Consider the following 17745-nt stretch of genomic DNA (forward strand, 5'->3'; position numbering starts at 1 on the left):
CCGGGCAACGAGAAAGATGGAGAGCAAGCATGGACCGCAATCAGTACGGCCGCCGCGACCGCGACACCCGCCAGAACGAACAGTTCAGCGACCGCGACTATTCCTACGGCGACGAGAACCGTTCCTATAGCCAGATGGGCGAAGGCCGCGGACGGGACGACAATGACGATTTCGGCGGCAGCGGGCGCGGCCGCTATGGCAGCAGCAGCAGTTCGCAGGGTGGCCGGGACTATGGCAGCAGCCAAGGCTACAACAACCGCCAGGGCTACGGCAATCGCCAGGGCGGCAGCTTCGGCAGCGGCGACCAGTCGCGCGGCTATGACACTTCGGATGACGGCTATTCACGGGGTGGCTTCGGCGCCAGCCGGCCGACCAACCGCGAGAACCGCGGCTTCGAGAGCTTCACCGGCAATGATTTCGGCGGCCACGATTTCTCCGGCCCGCGGCAGAACCGTGCGCCGGGCACCAGCTATGACAGCTACGGCCCGTATGGCGCCAGCAGCGGCTCGGGCAGCTTCGGCGCGGCGCCGTCGCGCGACCGCTACGACAACGGCTCGCGCTCCGGTCGCGGGAACGATGACCGCGGTTTCTTCGACCGTGCGGGCGACGAGGTCGCCAGCTGGTTCGGCGATCGTGATGCCGCCCGTCGGCGCGATCAGGATCATCGCGGCTCCGGCCCGGCGAACTACACAAGGTCCGACCAGCGCATCCTGGAGGATGTGTGCGACACGATCACCCATGATCGCGACGTGGACGGCCGGCAGATCCAGGTGACGGTGCAGGATGGCGAGGTGACGCTGGACGGCACGGTGACCAGCCGCCAGCAGAAGCGCCACGCGGAAGACCTGGTCGACGACCTGTCGGGCGTGAAGCATGTGCAGAACAATCTGCGCGTGCAGGCCACCGGCAGCACGGGAAGCACGGGCAGCAGCCGCGACTCCACGCTGGGCCGCAGCGCCACGGACCTTCCGCTGGCCTGACGCGCCGTTCACGACCGACAAAGCAGGGGCTCGCCATCTGGCGGGCCCCTTTGCGTATGGTGGCACACGATGGCGGACGGCGCTGGCGGGTGCTGCCTATGCTAAGGGCCGGGGATGGTGGCGACTGATACCTTACCCACAGATCCGCGCGCCGAAGAGCGGATGCAGGCGCTGGACGCGCTGGAAATCCTCGACACGCCGCCCGAGCGCGAATTCGACATGGTGGCCCAGCTGGCGGCCGAACTGCTGGGTTGCCCGATCGCGCTGGTCTCCCTGATCGATACGCAGCGGCAATGGTTCAAGGCCCGTTACGGCCTGCAGATATCCGACACGCCGCTGGAACAGTCCTTCTGCCGGGTGCCGGTCCGGCTGAATAATCCGCTGATCGTGCCCGACGCGCGGGCCGATCCGCAATTCCGCGACAATCCGCTGGTGAAGGGCGATCCCAACATCCGCTTCTATGCCGGCGTGCCGCTGCGGATCACCACCCGGCCGGACCGTGCGCCGGTGCCGGTCGGCACGCTGTGCGCGATCGACAGCCAGGCGCGGGTGGCGGATCCGCACGATCTGCGGGTGCTGGAAACGCTGGGCCAGGTGCTGGAGACGATGCTGGCCGCCCGCCTCGCCGAGGCACGCGCGCGGCATCTGGCTGCGCAGTACAAGCAGGCGCTGGTGGAAAAGGACCGGTTGCACCGCCAGCTGCACCAGGCCGAGCGGCTGGCGCAGATCGGCTCGTGGCGCTTCACCCTGGCCGACGGGCAGGTCGAGTGGTCGCCGCAGCTGTATGCCATCTACCAGTTGCCGGCGGGCAGCGTCGTCACCGTGGATCAGGCATTCGACTTCTTCCCGCCGGCCGACCGCATGCGGTTGCAGGACGCGGTGGACGAGACGGTACGCACCGGCCGCGGCTTCGACGTGGAACTGACGATGCTCACCGCCTTGCAGCAGGAACGGCGGGTGCGGTCGCTGGGCGAGATGGAACTGCAGGATGGCGAGCCGGTGGCCATGTTCGGCGTGTTCAAGGACATCACCGACCGGCACGAACTGGAAACCGCGCTGCGCCATGCGGCCGACACGGACGAGTTGACCCTGCTGGGTTCGCGCAAGCGGTGCAACGCCCTGCTGGACCAGACCATCGCCCGCTGCGTGGCCGAGGGCGCGCCACTGGCGCTGGTGCTGGTGGATCTGGACCACTTCAAGGCGGTGAACGACCAGTGCGGCCATGCGACGGGGGACGAGGTGCTGCGCCGCGCGGGCGAGGCATTGCGCGCAGCCTGGCTGGCGGGATCCTTCGCCGGCCGGATGGGCGGCGATGAATTCGTGCTGCTGCTGACCGAGCCGGAGCTGCTGGCCGACCTGCCGGGCACGATGCGCCGCCTGCTGACCGAACTGCGGCAGGATGTGGAATGTCCGGGTGCGCGGGCGCCGATCGCCGTCTCGGGCACACTAGGTGCCGCCTGGCTGGCGCCCGACTGCGCGGATCGTGCCAGCCTGCTGCTGCGGGCGGATCAGGCACTGTACCAGGCCAAGAACGCGGTGCGCGGCACGGCGGCGATCGCCGGCCAGGACGGCACGCTGATCGCGCGCTGAGGGTCAGTCGAGCAGCTGGTAATGGATCGGCTTGAAGCTGCCGCCGTTGGAGGCATAGGCGGAACAGGCAGTCAGCCCGATGACACAGTCCATCGCTGCCCTTAGCACGATGAAGTCGCCCGGCGCGGACACCGGCGGATCGACCTGCAGCGCGCCATCGGGCGCCACCGGCACGTTCATGAACAGGTTGAAGGCAGTGGGGATCGCGTCCGGCTCGACGCCATAGGGCGCCAGCGCCTCCGCCAGATTGCCGAAGCATCCGCGATGGACAGGCTGGTCGGGGTAGAAGTGGCGGAAGGTCGCCTCGCTGCACGGGGTCAGCAGGAAATCATGCTGGCCGACACTGTCCTCCACGATCTCCAGCAGCACGTTCGATCGGTTGGACCACAGCCGGTGACCGGTGGTGAGCGCGATCGTCTCCTCGTAGTCGAAGGTGCGCCCGTTGCTGATCACCTCGCGCACATCGGCCGCGTTGAAGGCCAGCAGGTCGGACACCTGCACCCCCATCGGATCAATCACCTTCAGCAGCTGGCCGGCGCGTAAGATGAATGCGGCGCCGCTGCGGGGCGGAATGACGTGCAGGCTCATTCCGGGGCCGAGTCGCTGCGTTTGTCGTGAAACGGGCAGGTCCAGTCCTCGCCCACCTGCCGGCCGGAATATTGCCGCGCCTCGCTCGTCTCGCCATAGCGGGACAGCATCGGGTTGATCGATCCTGCCAGCTTCACATCCCGGTCGAGGATGGTCTTGCGCATCTTCTCGTACCGACCCTGCTCCCGCAGGTGTTCGAACTGCTCGTGCAGGTTGAACACCAGCGTCGGATGGCGGAACCGCCGCGCCGGGCGGCTGGCACCGGGATGCAGGCCGACCACGAAGAATGCCTCTCCGCCGAAGCTGAGGGAGAAATGCGGATCGGATGGGTCAGAACTGACGCGGTGGTCGTAGGTTTGGCCGCGCCACTGGTCCTTGTCGGTCAGCGATTGCAGCCGTTCCCACAGCGCCGCCTCGAACTGCTCCTCCGTCAGATCGGTCGGGGTGTCATAGACCACCGCCAGCGAGCGCAGCCCTTCCGGGTCGGCGCGCCAGCCCTTGGCCCATTCCAGCAGCTCCGAATGGATGTGCACATCGTCCCACGCGCTTTCCAGCGAATGGCCGACGATCACCTTCAGCGTGCCGCGGGCAAGCGCCGACTTGGCACCCACGCAGGGGAACCCGGCTTCCGCGATCTGCGCGAACAGTTCCTCTCGCCGTAAGTCGGCGACGTCATCAGCGATCAGCATGGTTGCCCCGGTATCCTTCGTGCGCCCAACGGGTGGGCGGCGGAGGGTGTTCCGATGCTGACAGATGTTAAGGTACGGGGACAATCACCGGCGGTGGGACCATGCCGTTCTTCAGCGCCGCCATGTCCACGCCCAGCAGCTGTGCCAGCCGGGCCCGTTGCCGGTTGTTGAGATCGGCAAAGCCGCGTTCGGGCGGCAGGTCGGTCATCGCGGCGACCATCGCTTCCGTCATCTGCGGCATCCGCTCCATCACCTGGGGCAGCATTTCCATGCTGGCGCTCATCACCTGCGGATCGGAGAACAGCGGCAGCAGCTCGCCGGCGAACCGCGCGCCCACCGGCGTGTCGAAGAAGGCACCGATCGCGGCCAGCTCCGCCGCATCGAAGCGCGCGGCGTAGGCGCGGGCGATGCCGCTGCGCAGCCCGGGCTCCACCGCCACGATGATGTCACGCAGGGGATCGATCATCGCGTTCATCGCCACGCGTCCGCGCTGGTCATAGGCAGGATCGAGCAGCGCGGTGACCTCCAGCCGCTCGGCCTCGCTCAGCTTGCCGAGATGCTCCGCCGTCATGCCCAGCCGCAGCGACAGCGTCTCCGCACTCATTCCGGTGCTGCTGAACAGGTCGGCCATCGGCCCCATCATGGCGCGCAGCATGTCGTCCATGACACGGGCATAGACGCCGTCCGGCACCACCTTGTCCGCCAGCGGCTGCGCCGCCGGCAGGCGCGCCTCCTGCTCCGCCGTCAGCGGCTCTGTCGGGAACATGCCCCGCATGGCCGAAAGCATCACGGCGTCGGCCGCCCCATCGGCGGCCCCGGCCTGCTGCGCCGCCACCGGGGTAACGGGCAGGAGGGCGATGGCGCCGAATGCCGGCAGGAGGCGTCGCAGCATCAGTGCCCGGCCTGCGGGCCGCGCTCCAGGCCGCTGGCGGCGAGCTGCTCGTCGATCTGGCCCATCAGCTTGTCCAGCCCTTCCTGGGTGTAGCTTTCGGCACGGGCGACCAGCACGTCCTGCGTGTTGCTGGCGCGCAGCAGCCACCAGCCATCGTCATTGGTCACGCGCACGCCATCGGTGTCGTTGACGTCGACATCCGTGGCGCCCGCCAGCCGGTCCTTGACCTCCTGGATGGCGGCGAACTTGCGGCTTTCATCCACCTGGAAGCGCATTTCCGGCGTGTTGAGCATGGCCGGCATGGCGCTCTTCAGCTCCGTCACCGACTTGCCCAGCCGCGCGGACGCCGCGATCAGGCGGATGCCGGCATAGAGCGCGTCGTCGTAGCCGTAATAGGTGTCGGCGAAGAACACGTGCCCGCTCATCTCGCCAGCCAGCGGAGAGCCAGTTTCCTTCATTTTGGACTTAATCAGGCTGTGGCCGGTCTTCCACATCAGCGGCTTGCCGCCCAGCTCCGCCACCCGGTCGAACAGCGCGCGGCTGGCCTTCACGTCGGCGATGATCGTCACGCCCGGGCGGCGCTGCAGCAGGTCCTCGGCATAGATCATCAGCAGCTGGTCGCCCCAGATGATCCGGCCCTGGCCGTCGATCGCGCCGATCCGGTCGCCGTCGCCGTCGAAAGCCACACCGAAATCGAGGTTCTTCTCCGCGACCAGCTTAGCCAGATCGTTAAGGTTTTCCGGCACGGTGGGGTCGGGATGATGATTGGGGAAATTGCCATCAACTTCGGTGAACAGCAGGTGATGCTCGCCCGGCAGGCGGGCGGCGAGCAGCTCCAGCGCGGGGCCGGCGGCGCCGTTGCCCGCGTCCCAGCCGATGCGCAGCTTGCCGAGCTGTTCCGGGTCCACACCTTCGAGGCCGGTCAGCAGGCGCTCTATGTAGGCGTCCATGACATCCAGCGCGTGCACTTCGCCCGTTCCGTCATCCCAATCACCTTCCGCCGCCATGCGGCCGATGGTCTGGATGTCCTCCCCGAAGAACGGACGCCCCTTAAATACCATCTTGAAGCCGTTATAATTGGCGGGGTTGTGGCTGCCGGTTATCTGAATGCCGCCATCAACCTGTTCGTCTGACGCTTCGGCGTAATACAGCATCGGCGTCGGGCCCATGCCGACCTTGCGCACGTCGCAGCCGCTGGCGGTGAGGCCTTCGACCAGCGCATGTTCCAGCATCGGGCTGCTGACGCGGCCGTCATAGCCGACCGCCACCAGCTTGCCGCCGGCGCGGCGCAGCAGCGTGCCGAAGCCGCGACCGATGGCGCGGGCATCGTCCGCCCCCAGCGTTTCGCCGATGATCCCGCGAATGTCATATTCGCGCAGCACGGTGGAGTGGAACTGGTGGCTCATTGGTCCTCCTTGGACGATGGAATGCGGGTGTCGGCGGGCAGTTGCGCGACCAGCAGGTCGCGCGCCTCGTTGGCGCGGTGGACCATGGCGGCGCTGCCGCCCCGGTCGGGGTGAACGGTGGCGATCAGCCGGCGATGTGCCGCCTGGATGTCGGGGCGGGTGGCGCCTGCGGGTACAGCCAGCAGCTTGCGCGCGCGTTCCAGCTGGCGCTGCAGGCGGGTCGGCTTGGGCTGCCAGGGCCAGCGGCCGGTGACCATCCACCATACCAGCACGGCCAGCACGGCGATGATCAGGAATTTCGCCACGCTCAGGCGGCCTGGTAATCGGGCGCGGCGGCGCCGGAGCCGGCAGACGTGCCCGCCACCGGGGTGAAGCGCGGCAGGTTCAGTGCCGCGACCAGCGTGCGCAGTTCCTGCCGCGCGACCAGATGGCTGGTGCCCAGTTCGCCCAGATGCCCCTTGTCCAGCAGGGTCAGCCCGCTGGGGAACAGTTCGCGATAGATCACCCGTTCGGACAGGCCATGCGCCACCCGGAAGCCGACCCGCTGCGACAGTTCGAACAGGGCCTGGTCGATGCGCTTCTGGTTGCGGGCGTCCAGCCGCTGCACGCGGTTGCGCACCACCAGCCAGTCCATCTCCCGCCGGCGTTCCCCGTCCTCCAGCTGGCGCATCGCGCGCTTCTTGCGCGCGTCCCAGATCAGTTCGGCATAGAAGCTCAGCCGCCGGACCTTGAAGGTTTCGGCGTCCACCTGCCCGATCAGGTCGAAATCGACGAAGCTGTCGTTCATCGGCGTGACCAGCGTGTCGGCCTGCGCCGCGGCATGGCGGGCCAGCGGATCGTCGCGGCCCGCGGTGTCGAACAGCACCACGTCCATGCCCTGCCCCAGCTCCGCCACGCGCGCTTCCAGCGCGGCAATGTCGGCGGCATCGTCGCCGGTGGGGGCGAACACGTCGAAGCGGGCGCCGGGCAGTTCGATCTCGCGCCGGCGTTCGGTGTCGATGCGATTCTCGAAATAGCGGTGCAGCGTGCGCTGGCGGTGATCCAGGTCGATCGTCGCCACCCGCGCCCCGCCATAGGCCAGCGCCACGGCCACATGGACCGCGGTGGTCGACTTGCCGGTGCCGCCTTTTTCATTGGCGAACACGATACGGTGCGGAGCGTGGGGGCGCGGTTCGGAAGCCATCGGGCGTGCTTGTAATGGTGCGCTGCGGCGCTGCCTAGCCTTCCATCGCGTCGCGCAGCACGGGGGCGAGCCAGCGGGCGACCTCCGCGACCTGATCGGGCGTGCCCAGCAGGTCCTGCCGGATCTCTATTTCCAGCCATTGCAAGGCGTTGGGGAAGGCGTGACGCGGGATCGTGTAATCCGTGTCGTCGAAGGCATAGGGCAGATTGTCACCCACGGTCAGGTCCTGCACCCCTTGCAGGCCCGCCAGCACCCGGCGGCCATAATCCGACCCCGGCCCGCCATGGATCACCCCCGCCTGCCACGGCCGCGCCTTGCCCGCATATACCGGCGTGAAGCTGTGCAGCGCGACCAGAATGGTCGGCAGGCCTGCCGCACGCCGGCCGGCCAGCAGATCGGCGATCGCCTGATGGTAGGGTTCGTGGATCGCCGCCACCCGATCGGCGCGCACGGTTTCCGCCAGATCCGTGTTGCCCGGGATCGCCGTGCCGTCGCTCACCTCCGGCATGGCGCCGGGGCTGAACGGGGCACGATTGCAGTCCACCACCAGCCGTGAATAGGTCTGTGAAACAAACGTTGCACCAAAGTGTTCAGCCAGCAGCCGCCCCAATTGCCCGATCCCTATGTCCAGCGCGATGTGCCGGCGCCGATCCGCCTCCCCCACGCCCAGCGTGCCCAGGGATCGCGGGATCAGCGCCCCGGCATGATCGCCCAGGAACACCAGGGGCCCGGGCGCGAGAGGCGGTCCGATCAGGGTGACGGGGGCGGGGTCTGCCGGGCAAAGCACTGGTTCGGTCATTCCGGCAGGAGAAGCCCATGCGCGTGGTTGCCGTCAACACATACAGGGGGGTTCGCCCATGCTGATCCGCACCGGTTTCGACATCTGCTTCCGCACCTGGCAGCCGATCCCGACCAATCTGCTGCTCAGCGTCCTGCCGGAACACGAGCCGCAGCTGCGCACGCTGCAGCGGATCGTGACGGAGCCGGAGATCCAGCTGCACCATTTCCGCGACGGGTTCGGCAATCACGCCACCCGCTGCGTGCTGCCGCCGGGCGACACCTGGGTGCGCGGCGATTTCGTGATCGAGGTGCCGGATACGGCCGACCCCGTGGTGCCCGATGCGGTGCAGCACCCGGTGTCGGAGCTGCCGGACGATGTGCTCGTCTACCTGCTGGGCAGCCGCTATTGCGAGGTCGGCCGGCTGACGCAGGAGGCGTGGGGCGCAACGTCGCACCTCGCCAGCGGGTGGGACAAGGTGCAGGCGCTGGTGGCGCTGGCGCACAACCGCGTCGAGTTCGGGTATCACCATGCGCGCAACACGCGTTCCGGGTCCGATGCCTGGCACGAACAGGTCGGCGTGTGCCGTGACTTCGCGCATCTGGCGGTGACGCTGTGCCGGGAGATCAACATCCCGGCACGGTACTGCACCGGCTATCTTGGCGATATCGGGGTGGACCCGATCGACGCCCCGATGGACTTCTCCGCCTGGTTCGAGGCTTATATCGGCGGCCGCTGGTACACGTTCGACGCGCGCCACAACCGCCCGCGCGTGGGCCGGATCGTGATGGCGCGCGGGCGTGACGCGACCGATGCGGCGATCACCACCCATTTCGGCCCGGCAAACCTGGTGCACTTCCACGTCCATACGGACGAGGTGGCGAATACCGACCTCAGCCGCCCGCCGGCCGAAACGGTCGTGCCGCAATATGCGGGCAAGTTCGGCTAGCCGCCCGCCTTCATCGCCGCCACCACGCTGCGCCCGTCCACCCGCGGGCGCAGCAGCGTGACCCCCGCCAGCACGGCGATGTTGGCGGCAAGGCCGATCACGCCCAGGTTCAGCCCGCCCACCGGCACTTCGCCCAGCCATAGCGCCAGCACCACGCCGTCGCCCACGACGATCCCGCCGATCACCGCCGCCACCGGCACGCGGGGCAGCAGCAGGGCTGCGATGAAGCCGGGCAGGGTCTGCACCACCCCGAAATAGAACAGGTTGTTCAGCCGGGCCATCAGCGTGCCCCCGCCCTCCGCACTCAGCAGGCTGAGCAGCAGGAAGGCCGCCACGACCCAGCGGCTCCAGCGCTGCTGGCCTGCGCTGCTCAGCCCCGGTGCCAGGTTGCGGGTGACCAGCGGGCCGATCGCCAGGCAGACGCTGGACAGGATCACCAGCCCCGACAGCGCGACGGCGGCCATCACCATACCCGTGGCGGCGGGATGCAGCAGCACTTCCGCAACCGCCAGGAACACGTAGTCGGGCTGCGCCGGCACGATGCCGTGCCCCTGCGCATAGGTGGCGGTCGCCATCAGCAGCGGGAACATCAGCATGTAGAGCGGCGCCGCCACCTGCGCCCGGCGGATCGCCTGCGGGTCCCGGGCGGAGAACAGGAAGGCCCAGTTCTGCGGGATCATGGTGAAGCCGACCGCCTGCAGCAGGATGGTGGAAATGGCGAACACCATGTCCGGCGGCGTGGCGGCGACGGCGGGCGCAGCGGCCTGCGCCACGGTCGGCACCGCCTGCCAGTCGGCGATGGCGAGCCCGCCCACCAGCAGGATCGATCCCATCATCAGCACGTCCTTCAGCACCGCGACGAAGGCGGAGGCGCGCAGGCCGGCGATCACCACATAGGCGAAGCACAGCAGCCCCGCCGCGCCGGTCAGCAGCAGCGGCCGCGCCTCCGGCGCCAGGCCGCCCAGCACCAGCCTGAGGCCGGTGAACTGCATGGTGCCGATCGGCAGCAGCAGGATGATGGAGGTGACCGCGACCAGCAGCTCCAGCGCGCGGCTGTTCCAGTGGTCGCGGAAGAAGTCGGGGATGGTCGCGCTGCCATACAGCCTTCCCGCCCGCCAGATCCATGGCCCCAGGAAGAACAGGCAGCAGCAGGCCAGCAGGATGTAGCCGAAGAACCACAGCACGAAGGCGTCGCCGCCGGCATAGACCCCGCCGGGAAAGCCCAGCATGCTGGCAATGGAGTATGTCTCCCCCACCGACAGGAAGAAGAACAGCACTGCGCCGAACTGGCCGGACGCGGTGAAGAAGGCGCGCGCGCCCTGCTGCCCGTGCCCGCGGCGCGACCACAATGCGATCCCGAGCGACAGGGCCATGATCGCGAGAAAGACTGCAAGCGTCACGCGGGCGGGCCCCGGCGATGGCAAACCGCGAGCAGCACCGCGGTGATCGGCGCACAGGCGAACAGGCACCAGTTGGCCAGGCTGATGCCCAGCAGGCGCGGCGCATCATCCGGCACCAGCAGGGCGCTCGCCAGGATCAGCGCCAGCGGCAGGACCAGCCCCATCAGCACCGGCCAGCCGCGCATCATTGGTCGGCGAGGTCGCGCCAGCAGGTGACCTCCGCGCCGGGCGGCGGGGTGGCGGCGAACACGCCACGCGCCACGGCACGGGCCAGCGTATCGGCGGCGATGGTGCCGGCCTGCAGCACCGCCAGGTGGCGCGCCATCTCCTCTGCCGGGGCCTCCTGCCGGGCGGTCGACAGCGCGAACACCACGTCGCCATCAAACGGCGTGTGCACCGGGCGGATCGCGCGGGCGAGGCCGTCCTGCGCCATGATCGCCATCCGCTTCAGCTCCGTGGTGGTCAGCGCCAGGTCGGTCGCGACGCAGGCGATGGTGGTGTTCTCCCGCGCCCGCGCCAGCTTGGACAGGCCCCACTCCTCCGGGTTGGCGCGCAAGGCCCGGGGCGGCAGGCCGCCGAACTCGCCATCCAGCTCGAACGGGCTGGCCCAGAAATGGCGCGTGCCCGGCGCCACGACGGAACCGAGCGAATTGACCGCCACGATCGCGCCCACGGTGAAGCCGCCGCTCGCCAGCGTCGAGGCTGACCCGATGCCGCCCTTCAGCCCGCCCGCCATTGCGCCATAGCCGGCCCCTGCCGTGCCCAGCGCGAACTCCGCGCCGGCGGCAGCCAGCGCGCGGCGGCCGAGATCGCCGTAGGGCGGCTGTGCGCCCCAGGCCTTGTCCCCGCCATTGGCCAGGTCATACAGAATCGCGCCCGTCACGATGGGCGAAACCGGCACACCGGCGCTCGCCAGTCCGCCATAGCCGATGCCCCGCGCGCCAAGCTCCGCCGCGACGCCATCGGCGGCGGCGAGGCCGTAGGACGACCCGCCCGACAGGGTCACGGCATTGACCGCGTGGACCAGGTTATGCGCATCCATCACGTCGCTTTCTCGCGTGCCCGGCCCGCCGCCGCGCACGTCGATCGCGGCCTGCAGCAGGCCGTCGCCCAGGATCACGGTGGTGCCGGTACGGATGCGCGGATCATCGGCCTGCCCCACGGTGAGACCGGCGACATCGGTGATGAGATTGCGCGGGCCGGTCCGACCTGCCTCCCCCTGCGCGCGGAGCGGCCCCGCCAGCAGCAGGCCCATTGCCCCGCCGCCCGCGGCCAGCATCGTCCGGCGATCCCATGTCATGCGCTGCATCGCGCTGCCGTGGCGAAACTGCCACTCCTTCGCAAGCAAATCACGCAGCCGGGGTGTGCAGGTGCAGCAGGGGGGCTATGTGCCCGGCGCCATGAAGAACCTGTTGCCTGCTGTCACCTTGCTCGCTCTCACCACCCCGGCCCTGGCGGAGGAAGCGGAGGGCGAGCCGATCCTGGTGACCGCACAGCGGCGCGAGCAGGCGGCCCAGGATGTCGGCATCACGCTCAGCGTGATCGACGAGGCGGTGCTGGCGCAGCGCGGCATCACCAATGTCAACGGTCTGGCCGATGCCACGCCCAGCCTGGAGATCGAGCCGGCCTTCGGCGGCGGTGCGCCGCAGTTCCGCCTGCGCGGTGTCGGCTTCCAGGACTATGCCACGAACAATGCGCCCAGCGTGGGCGTCTATGTGAACGAGATCGCCCAGCCGATCCCGGCGATGACCCAGGGCCTGCTGTTCGACATCGCCCGGGTGGAGGTGCTGCGCGGACCGCAGGGCACGCTGTACGGCCGCAACACCACCGGCGGCGCGGTCAACTTCGTGACCAATCGGCCGACCGGTGCCCTGGGCAGCGGCGCCACGCTGGAGCTGGGCCGCTTCGGCGCGCTGCTGGGGGAAGCGCACCTGAATGCGCCGTTGACTGACGGTGTCGCGGTGCGGGTGGCCGGTGCGGTGCAGCAGGGTGGCGCCTACCAGTACAACCGCGACACCGGACGGGCGCTGGGCGACGCCGACCGGCTGGGCGCGCGCGCGCTGCTGGCGATCCGCCCTGCGGGCGGCTTCGATGCCCTGCTCGACCTGCACTGGGGCCGCGACCGATCGGAAGCGGTCGGCCTGTACCTGCTGGACGACCTGCCCACCCGCGCCGGCGCCGGTCCGCTGATCCCGGCGGACCGGGACCGCTTCGCCACCGGCTGGGGCATCTCGCCGCGCCTGGCCGCCGACACCGGCCTGCCGCTCGGTGCGGTGCCGGGTGTCGACAACGAAACCCGTGGCGCCTCCGCACGCCTCAGCTACGATCTTGGCGGGATTACGCTGACCAGCCTGACCAGCTTCGACCGGCTGCACCGGCAGCAGTTCGGCGACTGGGATGCCAGCGCCAGTGTCGAGGCGGACACCTTCTTCGGCAGCGAGGCCGAGGTCTGGTCGCAGGAGCTGCGCCTGTCCGGCAGCACCGGCGCGCTGGCCTGGACGGCGGGCGCATACTGGTCGCAGCAGCAGCTGGACGAGCGTTTCTTCAGCGACTTCATCGACGTGTACGGCACCTATGCCCGCGTGACCTACGCGCAGGAGGTCGAGTCGCTGGCGCTGTTCGGGCAGGCCGAACTGGCGCTGTCGCCGCAATGGAAGCTGGTCGCCGGCCTGCGCTACGAGGAGGAGACGCGCGACCTGCAGGGGTTCGGCACCGCCTTCGGCGGGGCGCAGGCGCTGGCGCCGACCGATGTCGGCACACGGATGCGGCCGCTGACCGGGAAGCTGGCGCTGGAATGGACGCCGGTCGACGACCTGCTGCTCTACGCCTCGATCAGCCGGGGGGTGAAGTCGGGTGGCTTCACCACCTACAACACCGGCAATCGCAGCGGGATCGAACCCTTCGCGCCGGAGACGCTGTATGCGTACGAGATCGGCATCAAGAGCGAACCGACCCCGTGGGCCCAGGTCAATGCGGCGGCGTTCTGGTACGATTACCGCGACCAGCAGGTGCTGTCGGCGGTCTATGGCGTGAACGGTCCAGTGGGGCGGTTCACCAATGCCGACCGGTCGCGCATCGCCGGCGCAGAAGTGGAGCTGGCGCTGACCCCACTTCCCGGGCTGCTGCTGGCGCCCTTCGCCGGGTTCAAGCATGGCCGCTACCTGGAGTTCGAGGATCTGGATGTCCCCGCCAGCCGCGCCGCCGGGCAGGCGGTGTTCGTGGACCGTGACGGGGAGACGATCCCCTTCCCGCGCTGGTCTGCCGGCGCGCAGATCGCCTGGGAGATGCCGCTGGGCGGGCTGACCCTGACACCGGCGAGCACGCTGACCTGGCGCAGCCGCTATCCTTCGTGGCTGGGCCAGACCTACGACATCCCGGCCTACTTCGTGGTCAATGCCGAGCTGGCGCTGGCTCCGGATGACGGATCGTGGCGGGTGGCGCTGTGGGGGCGCAATATCCTTGGCCGCGAATACGACCTGACCCGCAACTTCTTCACCAGTGCCGACATCGCCCAACCCGCGCGCCCGGCAAGCTACGGCGTCCGGATCAGCGCGGAATACTAGACGCTGGCCGCGGCGGCGACCAACCGGTCCCGCATCACGGCGCGCAGTTCCTCCGGCGCTTCGATCCGGACCTCGCCGCCCCAGGTGAACAGGTGGTCGGCGATCTCACGCAGGCCGCCGGCATGGAACCGCACGACCAGTTCGTCGCCATCCTGCTCCACCACCTGTCCGGGATGAAACCGCCAGGCACGCCCCCGCGCCATCGCGCCAGGGGAGACGCGCAGGACCACGTCATGTCCCTCCTCCCGCCAGATGCCGAAGCTGCCCGCCATCCAGGCATCCAGGTCCCAGTCCTCGGCCGGGCAGCCCGGCTCGTTGCCGATCCGCGCATCGCTCATCCGGTCGAGGCGGTAAGGCACCGGCGGCTGGTCACGCCCGGGCATCTGCCCGATCAGGTAGGTGACCGGGCCGTGGATCAGCCCCATCGGGATCACCCGGCGCCAGCGCGGCTCCTCCCAGCCCTCGCGCAGATAGTCGAACTCCAGGCATTGCCCGGCCATGATCGCGCCCTGCACCTGCGTCAGCGATGCGGGATCGCCGGTGGCCAGCGGTCCGGCGGGCACGAACTGCCGCTGCAGCCGGGCGAGCGGTTCCAGGTCGGGATCCAGTCGGCGCTTCTCCCGGTCGTCCAGCGCCGCGCGCACCTTGGCACCCAGCGTTTCCAGCAGCGGCGCATGGGTCGCGCCGGCCCGCCGGGCACCCTCCGCCGCGGCCTGCAAGGCGGCCAGCTCGGCGGCGTTGGGGCGGGTATAGACCCGGCGCAGCGTACCACGGATGCGGAACCGCTTGCGGCGGTCGACCAGCTCCTCCTCCAGCTCGAAATGCAGCCGGATCACGTCGCGCAGCCGCTCCGCCGTGCGGCGGTCGCTGCCGATCGCTTCCGCCATCTCGTCCAGCGTCAGCCCCTCGGCCGTGTCGTTCAGCGCGCCGACCAGCGTCAGCAGCCGGTCCAGCCTGGCCATGCGTGCCATCGATCCACCCCTCTCATCACCATCAACGACCGGAATTGTCGTACAATGCCGCAATGGTGTCAAACAGGTGATCGGAATGGGGGAATGGAGCGGGTAGCGGGAATCGAACCCGCATAGCCAGCTTGGAAGGCTGGAGCTTTACCACTAAGCTATACCCGCTCGGGCCACGCGCAAATGCCACCGGTCGCGGCCGATCGCAAGCGCTTGGTCGATCCTGCGCTGCTAATCCCGGCCGAGCCGCTCCGCCACGGTGGGCCCGCGGCCACTCTCCGGTTCAGCCGGCAGGGCTTTGTCCGCAGGCGCCGCGATCGTGATCTCCACCCGGCGGTTGCGTGCCCGGCCCGCCTCGCTGGGGGTGCCATCAGCCTGGGCATTGGGCGCTACCGGGTTCTGTGCGCCCAGCGCGATCACGCTGATCCGCGCCTTGTCCACGCCATTGGCCATCAGCCAGTCCGCCACGGCCTGCGCCCGGCGCCGCGAGGTGGCGAGGTTGGCCGCGCTGGTGCCGTCGCTGTCGCTGTGGCCACGCACCACGATCGGCCAGCCTTCGGCGAGCGCGTCCGATTGCAGCACGGTCGCCAGCTGCTGCTGCGCGTCCGGGGTCAGGGTCGATCCTTCCGGAAAACCGATGGTCAGCTCCACCGGCTCCGACGCAACCTCCACGACCGGTTCGGGCACGACCTCGGGCCGGATGATGGAGGCGCCCGTCGGGCTGGGGCTGGCGGTCGGAACGCTGATCACCGGCGGCTCTCCCGCAACCGGCGTCTCCGTTGCCGCAGGGTCCGGGCGCGGGTCATCGCAGCCGGCGAGCAGCGTGGTGCCAAGCAATCCGGTGGCCAGCAGGGCGGTTCTGATGGTGATGGTGGTCATCATGCGGCTCCTTCCGCCGATACGATTTGATCCTTGCGACCCGTGCGGCGGGCGGCGGCGTCCTCCGGGGTCCGCTGACGCGGCGGGCCGAAGGAGATGATGGTGTCGCCGCCCTGCGGCTCCGGCGCGGCGGCATGGGTGAAGAAGCGCATCTGGCCGCTGGCGCGCAGCAGCAGCAATGTCTGTGCGCCGTCCGGCAGCGCCTCGCGCGCCTCCGCCACGCCGAACTGGTCGGACAGGCGCGTGCGGCGGAACACCCATCCCTCCCCCTGCCATGCGGCGAGCTGCTCGGGCGTGATGGCATCGGCGAACAGCGCCCGGCCGCGCAGGGACGCAGGCAGCGCGCGATGATCCTCCTCGTCCACCAGATCGCCCAGCTGGTACACGCGGTCTGTGCCGATCTCCGGCGCGAACTCGGAACAGACCAGCGTGTTGTACGCCTCGTTGTCGGTGGCGGCGACCAGCACCTGGAACGGGCTGAGATCCAGCTTGTCCTCCGTCGCCTCGTGCAGGATCTCGCCATGGTAGGTCGGCAGGCCGGCCGCACGCGCGGGCTTTAGCCGGGCCCAGTTGGCATCCACCAGCAGCACCGGCGTGCCCAGGTCGTGCATCTGCTTGCCCAGCGCCACCGTCCAGGCCGTGGCGCCCACGATCAGCAGGCCGGGCCGCGTCTCGCCCTTGATCCGCAGCAGCTTGGCCACCGGGTTCAGCGTGAAGCCGTGCGCGATGATCGTCACCACCACGATGGCGAAGCTCAGGCTGATCAGGATGGACCCGTCGGCATAGCCGAGCTCGTTCAGGCGCAGCGCGAACAGGCCGGAAATCGCCACCAGCACGATGCCGCGGGGGGCGATCCACGCGAGGAACAGCCGCTCGTTCCACGGCACCGAACTGCCCAGCAGGCTGAGCAGCACCGTGGCGGGGCGCACCAGGAACAGCAGCGCCAGCAGGTACGCACCGAAGCGCCATTCGAACACGGCCAGTTCGTTCACGTTGAGGCTGGCCGACAGCAGGATGAACAGGCCCGACACCAGCAGCACCGCCACGTTCTGCTTGAAATGATGGATCGAGCGGAGGCCCGCGGTCGGCATGTTGGCCAGCGCGATGCCCATCACGGTCACCGCCATCAGCCCGGCCTCGTGCGCGATCAGATTGCAGCCGACGAACACGCCGACCACTGCCACCAGCAGGACCGGGGCCTTGAGGTATTCGGGAACCAGCCCGCGCGGGAACGCCCAGGCGATCGCCCGCGCCGCGCCATAGCCGATGGCGCCGGCCAAGGCCGCGGCGAGCAGCAGCGGACCGACGACCTGCACGAGGCCGGTGCCATCCTGGGCAAGCCGGAAATATTCGTAGGCGATCACGGCACACAGCGCGCCGACCGGATCGTTGACGATCGCTTCCCACTTCAGCACGCCGGCGGGACGCTGCTGCACACTGCCCTGCCGCAGCAACGGCATCACGACCGTGGGGCCGGTCACCACCAGGATGCCGGCGAACAGGATGGCGACGGGCCAGACCAGGCCGGCGATGTAATACAGGGCCAGGCTGCCGAACAGCCAGCCCAGCGGCACGCCGAAGATGACCAGCCGCCAGACGGCATCGCCCACCTTGCGCAGTTCACGGTATTCCAGGCTGAGGCCGCCTTCGAACAGGATCAGCGCCACGCCGATCGACACCAGCGGCTCCAGCAGGTCGCCGAAGGCCGCGCGGGGATCGATCAGGTGCAGGCCCGGCCCGGCGATGAAGCCCGCCGCCAGCATCAGCACGATGGCCGGCCAGCCGGTGCGCCATGCCACCCACTGGGCGCCGATGCCGAGCACCCCGACCAGCGCGATTACAAGTGCCTGATGTTCCATGACCCCGTGGTGTTAACAAATTCCAAT

Annotated in this window: 17 protein-coding genes and 1 tRNA gene; 4 read left to right on the forward strand and 14 right to left on the reverse strand. The window is 69.3% G+C overall.

The genetic code is table 11. The annotated features are described in order from the left end of the window. Positions 1 to 29 precede the first annotated feature (29 nt). Both PK98_RS16025 and PK98_RS11360 read left to right on the forward strand, forming a co-directional pair. Complete coding sequence (locus PK98_RS16025) at positions 30 to 980, forward strand: BON domain-containing protein (protein ID WP_052208570.1); 951 nt, start codon at positions 30 to 32, stop codon at positions 978 to 980. Between the two features lie 162 nt (positions 981 to 1142). Next, a complete protein-coding gene (locus PK98_RS11360; protein WP_039097023.1) occupies positions 1143 to 2570 on the forward strand; it encodes a sensor domain-containing diguanylate cyclase in 1428 nt (475 codons plus the stop codon). A gap of 3 nt (positions 2571 to 2573) precedes the next feature. Here the strand turns inward: PK98_RS11360 and PK98_RS11365 are convergent, their stop codons facing one another. From PK98_RS11365 to PK98_RS11395, 7 genes are all read right to left on the reverse strand, one after another. Then, complete coding sequence (locus PK98_RS11365) at positions 2574 to 3158, reverse strand: DUF1989 domain-containing protein (RefSeq protein ID WP_039097024.1); 585 nt, start codon at positions 3156 to 3158, stop codon at positions 2574 to 2576. Next, entirely contained in the window at positions 3155 to 3847 is a 693-nt protein-coding gene (gene gntA, locus PK98_RS11370; RefSeq protein WP_052208573.1) for a guanitoxin biosynthesis heme-dependent pre-guanitoxin N-hydroxylase GntA, read from the reverse strand. Before gntA ends, PK98_RS11365 begins: the two co-directional genes overlap by 4 nt. Positions 3848 to 3914: 67 nt before the next feature. Continuing rightward, a complete protein-coding gene (locus PK98_RS11375; protein ID WP_039097025.1) occupies positions 3915 to 4739 on the reverse strand; it encodes a DUF2059 domain-containing protein in 825 nt (274 codons plus the stop codon). Beyond that, the gene (gene pgmG / locus PK98_RS11380; protein WP_039097026.1) at positions 4739 to 6145 is read right to left on the reverse strand and encodes a phosphoglucomutase/phosphomannomutase PgmG; all 1407 of its coding nucleotides are present in this window, start codon (positions 6143 to 6145) and stop codon (positions 4739 to 4741) included. Before pgmG ends, PK98_RS11375 begins: the two co-directional genes overlap by 1 nt. Further along, complete coding sequence (locus PK98_RS11385; RefSeq protein ID WP_039097027.1) at positions 6142 to 6450, reverse strand: J domain-containing protein; 309 nt, start codon at positions 6448 to 6450, stop codon at positions 6142 to 6144. The genes pgmG and PK98_RS11385 overlap by 4 nt, the downstream gene beginning before the upstream one ends. A 2-nt stretch (positions 6451 to 6452) precedes the next feature. Beyond that, entirely contained in the window at positions 6453 to 7328 is an 876-nt protein-coding gene (locus PK98_RS11390) for a division plane positioning ATPase MipZ (protein ID WP_039097028.1), read from the reverse strand. A 34-nt stretch (positions 7329 to 7362) separates the two neighbouring features. Next, positions 7363 to 8127 (reverse strand): N-formylglutamate amidohydrolase, encoded by a 765-nt coding sequence (locus tag PK98_RS11395; protein ID WP_039097029.1) that lies wholly within the window; start codon positions 8125 to 8127, stop codon positions 7363 to 7365. Positions 8128 to 8185: 58 nt separating this feature from the next. On the opposite strand from PK98_RS11395, the gene PK98_RS11400 reads away from it, so the two are divergent. Beyond that, the gene (locus PK98_RS11400) at positions 8186 to 9055 is read left to right on the forward strand and encodes a transglutaminase-like domain-containing protein (RefSeq protein WP_039097030.1); all 870 of its coding nucleotides are present in this window, start codon (positions 8186 to 8188) and stop codon (positions 9053 to 9055) included. Here the strand turns inward: PK98_RS11400 and PK98_RS11405 are convergent. From PK98_RS11405 to PK98_RS11415, 3 genes are read right to left on the reverse strand one after another with little or no spacing between them, the layout of a single operon-like run. Continuing rightward, positions 9052 to 10428: a sodium:solute symporter family protein gene (locus PK98_RS11405; RefSeq protein ID WP_052208574.1), complete on the reverse strand. Its 1377-nt coding sequence runs from the start codon at positions 10426 to 10428 to the stop codon at positions 9052 to 9054. The genes PK98_RS11400 and PK98_RS11405 overlap by 4 nt on opposite strands. A gap of 23 nt (positions 10429 to 10451) precedes the next feature. Continuing rightward, complete coding sequence (locus tag PK98_RS11410) at positions 10452 to 10643, reverse strand: hypothetical protein (RefSeq protein WP_039097031.1); 192 nt, start codon at positions 10641 to 10643, stop codon at positions 10452 to 10454. Further along, positions 10640 to 11764: a P1 family peptidase gene (locus PK98_RS11415; protein ID WP_039097032.1), complete on the reverse strand. Its 1125-nt coding sequence runs from the start codon at positions 11762 to 11764 to the stop codon at positions 10640 to 10642. Before PK98_RS11415 ends, PK98_RS11410 begins: the two co-directional genes overlap by 4 nt. Positions 11765 to 11819: 55 nt before the next feature. On the opposite strand from PK98_RS11415, the gene PK98_RS11420 reads away from it, so the two are divergent. Continuing rightward, the gene (locus PK98_RS11420; RefSeq protein ID WP_161792437.1) at positions 11820 to 14018 is read left to right on the forward strand and encodes a TonB-dependent receptor; all 2199 of its coding nucleotides are present in this window, start codon (positions 11820 to 11822) and stop codon (positions 14016 to 14018) included. On the opposite strand, the gene PK98_RS11425 is transcribed toward PK98_RS11420, so the two are convergent. The 4 genes from PK98_RS11425 to PK98_RS11440 form a co-directional block, all read right to left on the reverse strand. Next, on the reverse strand, positions 14015 to 14989 hold the full coding sequence (locus PK98_RS11425) for a helix-turn-helix transcriptional regulator (protein WP_039097033.1): 975 nt from the start codon (positions 14987 to 14989) through the stop codon (positions 14015 to 14017). The two genes, PK98_RS11420 and PK98_RS11425, sit on opposite strands and share 4 nt — an antisense overlap. 85 nt (positions 14990 to 15074) lie before the next feature. Continuing rightward, positions 15075 to 15148 (reverse strand) — tRNA-Gly (locus PK98_RS11430). A 63-nt stretch (positions 15149 to 15211) separates the two neighbouring features. Continuing rightward, complete coding sequence (locus tag PK98_RS16030) at positions 15212 to 15859, reverse strand: OmpA family protein (RefSeq protein WP_052208576.1); 648 nt, start codon at positions 15857 to 15859, stop codon at positions 15212 to 15214. Beyond that, on the reverse strand, positions 15859 to 17718 hold the full coding sequence (locus tag PK98_RS11440; protein ID WP_039097034.1) for a cation:proton antiporter: 1860 nt from the start codon (positions 17716 to 17718) through the stop codon (positions 15859 to 15861). The genes PK98_RS16030 and PK98_RS11440 overlap by 1 nt, the downstream gene beginning before the upstream one ends. Positions 17719 to 17745: the final 27 nt, after the last annotated feature.

This window comes from Croceibacterium mercuriale, assembly GCF_000802385.1.
Lineage (GTDB): Bacteria > Pseudomonadota > Alphaproteobacteria > Sphingomonadales > Sphingomonadaceae > Croceibacterium > Croceibacterium mercuriale.

Coding starts and splice junctions, on each gene's coding strand:
- PK98_RS16025 (WP_052208570.1), top strand. CDS start 30: ATGGACCGCAATCAGTACGGCCGCCGCGACCGCGACACCCGCCAGAAC.
- PK98_RS11360 (WP_039097023.1), top strand. CDS start 1,143: ATGCAGGCGCTGGACGCGCTGGAAATCCTCGACACGCCGCCCGAGCGC.
- PK98_RS11365 (WP_039097024.1), bottom strand. CDS start 3,158: ATGAGCCTGCACGTCATTCCGCCCCGCAGCGGCGCCGCATTCATCTTA.
- gntA (WP_052208573.1), bottom strand. CDS start 3,847: ATGCTGATCGCTGATGACGTCGCCGACTTACGGCGAGAGGAACTGTTC.
- PK98_RS11375 (WP_039097025.1), bottom strand. CDS start 4,739: ATGCTGCGACGCCTCCTGCCGGCATTCGGCGCCATCGCCCTCCTGCCC.
- pgmG (WP_039097026.1), bottom strand. CDS start 6,145: ATGAGCCACCAGTTCCACTCCACCGTGCTGCGCGAATATGACATTCGC.
- PK98_RS11390 (WP_039097028.1), bottom strand. CDS start 7,328: ATGGCTTCCGAACCGCGCCCCCACGCTCCGCACCGTATCGTGTTCGCC.
- PK98_RS11395 (WP_039097029.1), bottom strand. CDS start 8,127: ATGACCGAACCAGTGCTTTGCCCGGCAGACCCCGCCCCCGTCACCCTG.
- PK98_RS11400 (WP_039097030.1), top strand. CDS start 8,186: ATGCTGATCCGCACCGGTTTCGACATCTGCTTCCGCACCTGGCAGCCG.
- PK98_RS11405 (WP_052208574.1), bottom strand. CDS start 10,428: ATGGCCCTGTCGCTCGGGATCGCATTGTGGTCGCGCCGCGGGCACGGG.
- PK98_RS11410 (WP_039097031.1), bottom strand. CDS start 10,643: ATGATGCGCGGCTGGCCGGTGCTGATGGGGCTGGTCCTGCCGCTGGCG.
- PK98_RS11415 (WP_039097032.1), bottom strand. CDS start 11,764: ATGCAGCGCATGACATGGGATCGCCGGACGATGCTGGCCGCGGGCGGC.
- PK98_RS11425 (WP_039097033.1), bottom strand. CDS start 14,989: ATGGCACGCATGGCCAGGCTGGACCGGCTGCTGACGCTGGTCGGCGCG.
- PK98_RS16030 (WP_052208576.1), bottom strand. CDS start 15,859: ATGACCACCATCACCATCAGAACCGCCCTGCTGGCCACCGGATTGCTT.
- PK98_RS11440 (WP_039097034.1), bottom strand. CDS start 17,718: ATGGAACATCAGGCACTTGTAATCGCGCTGGTCGGGGTGCTCGGCATC.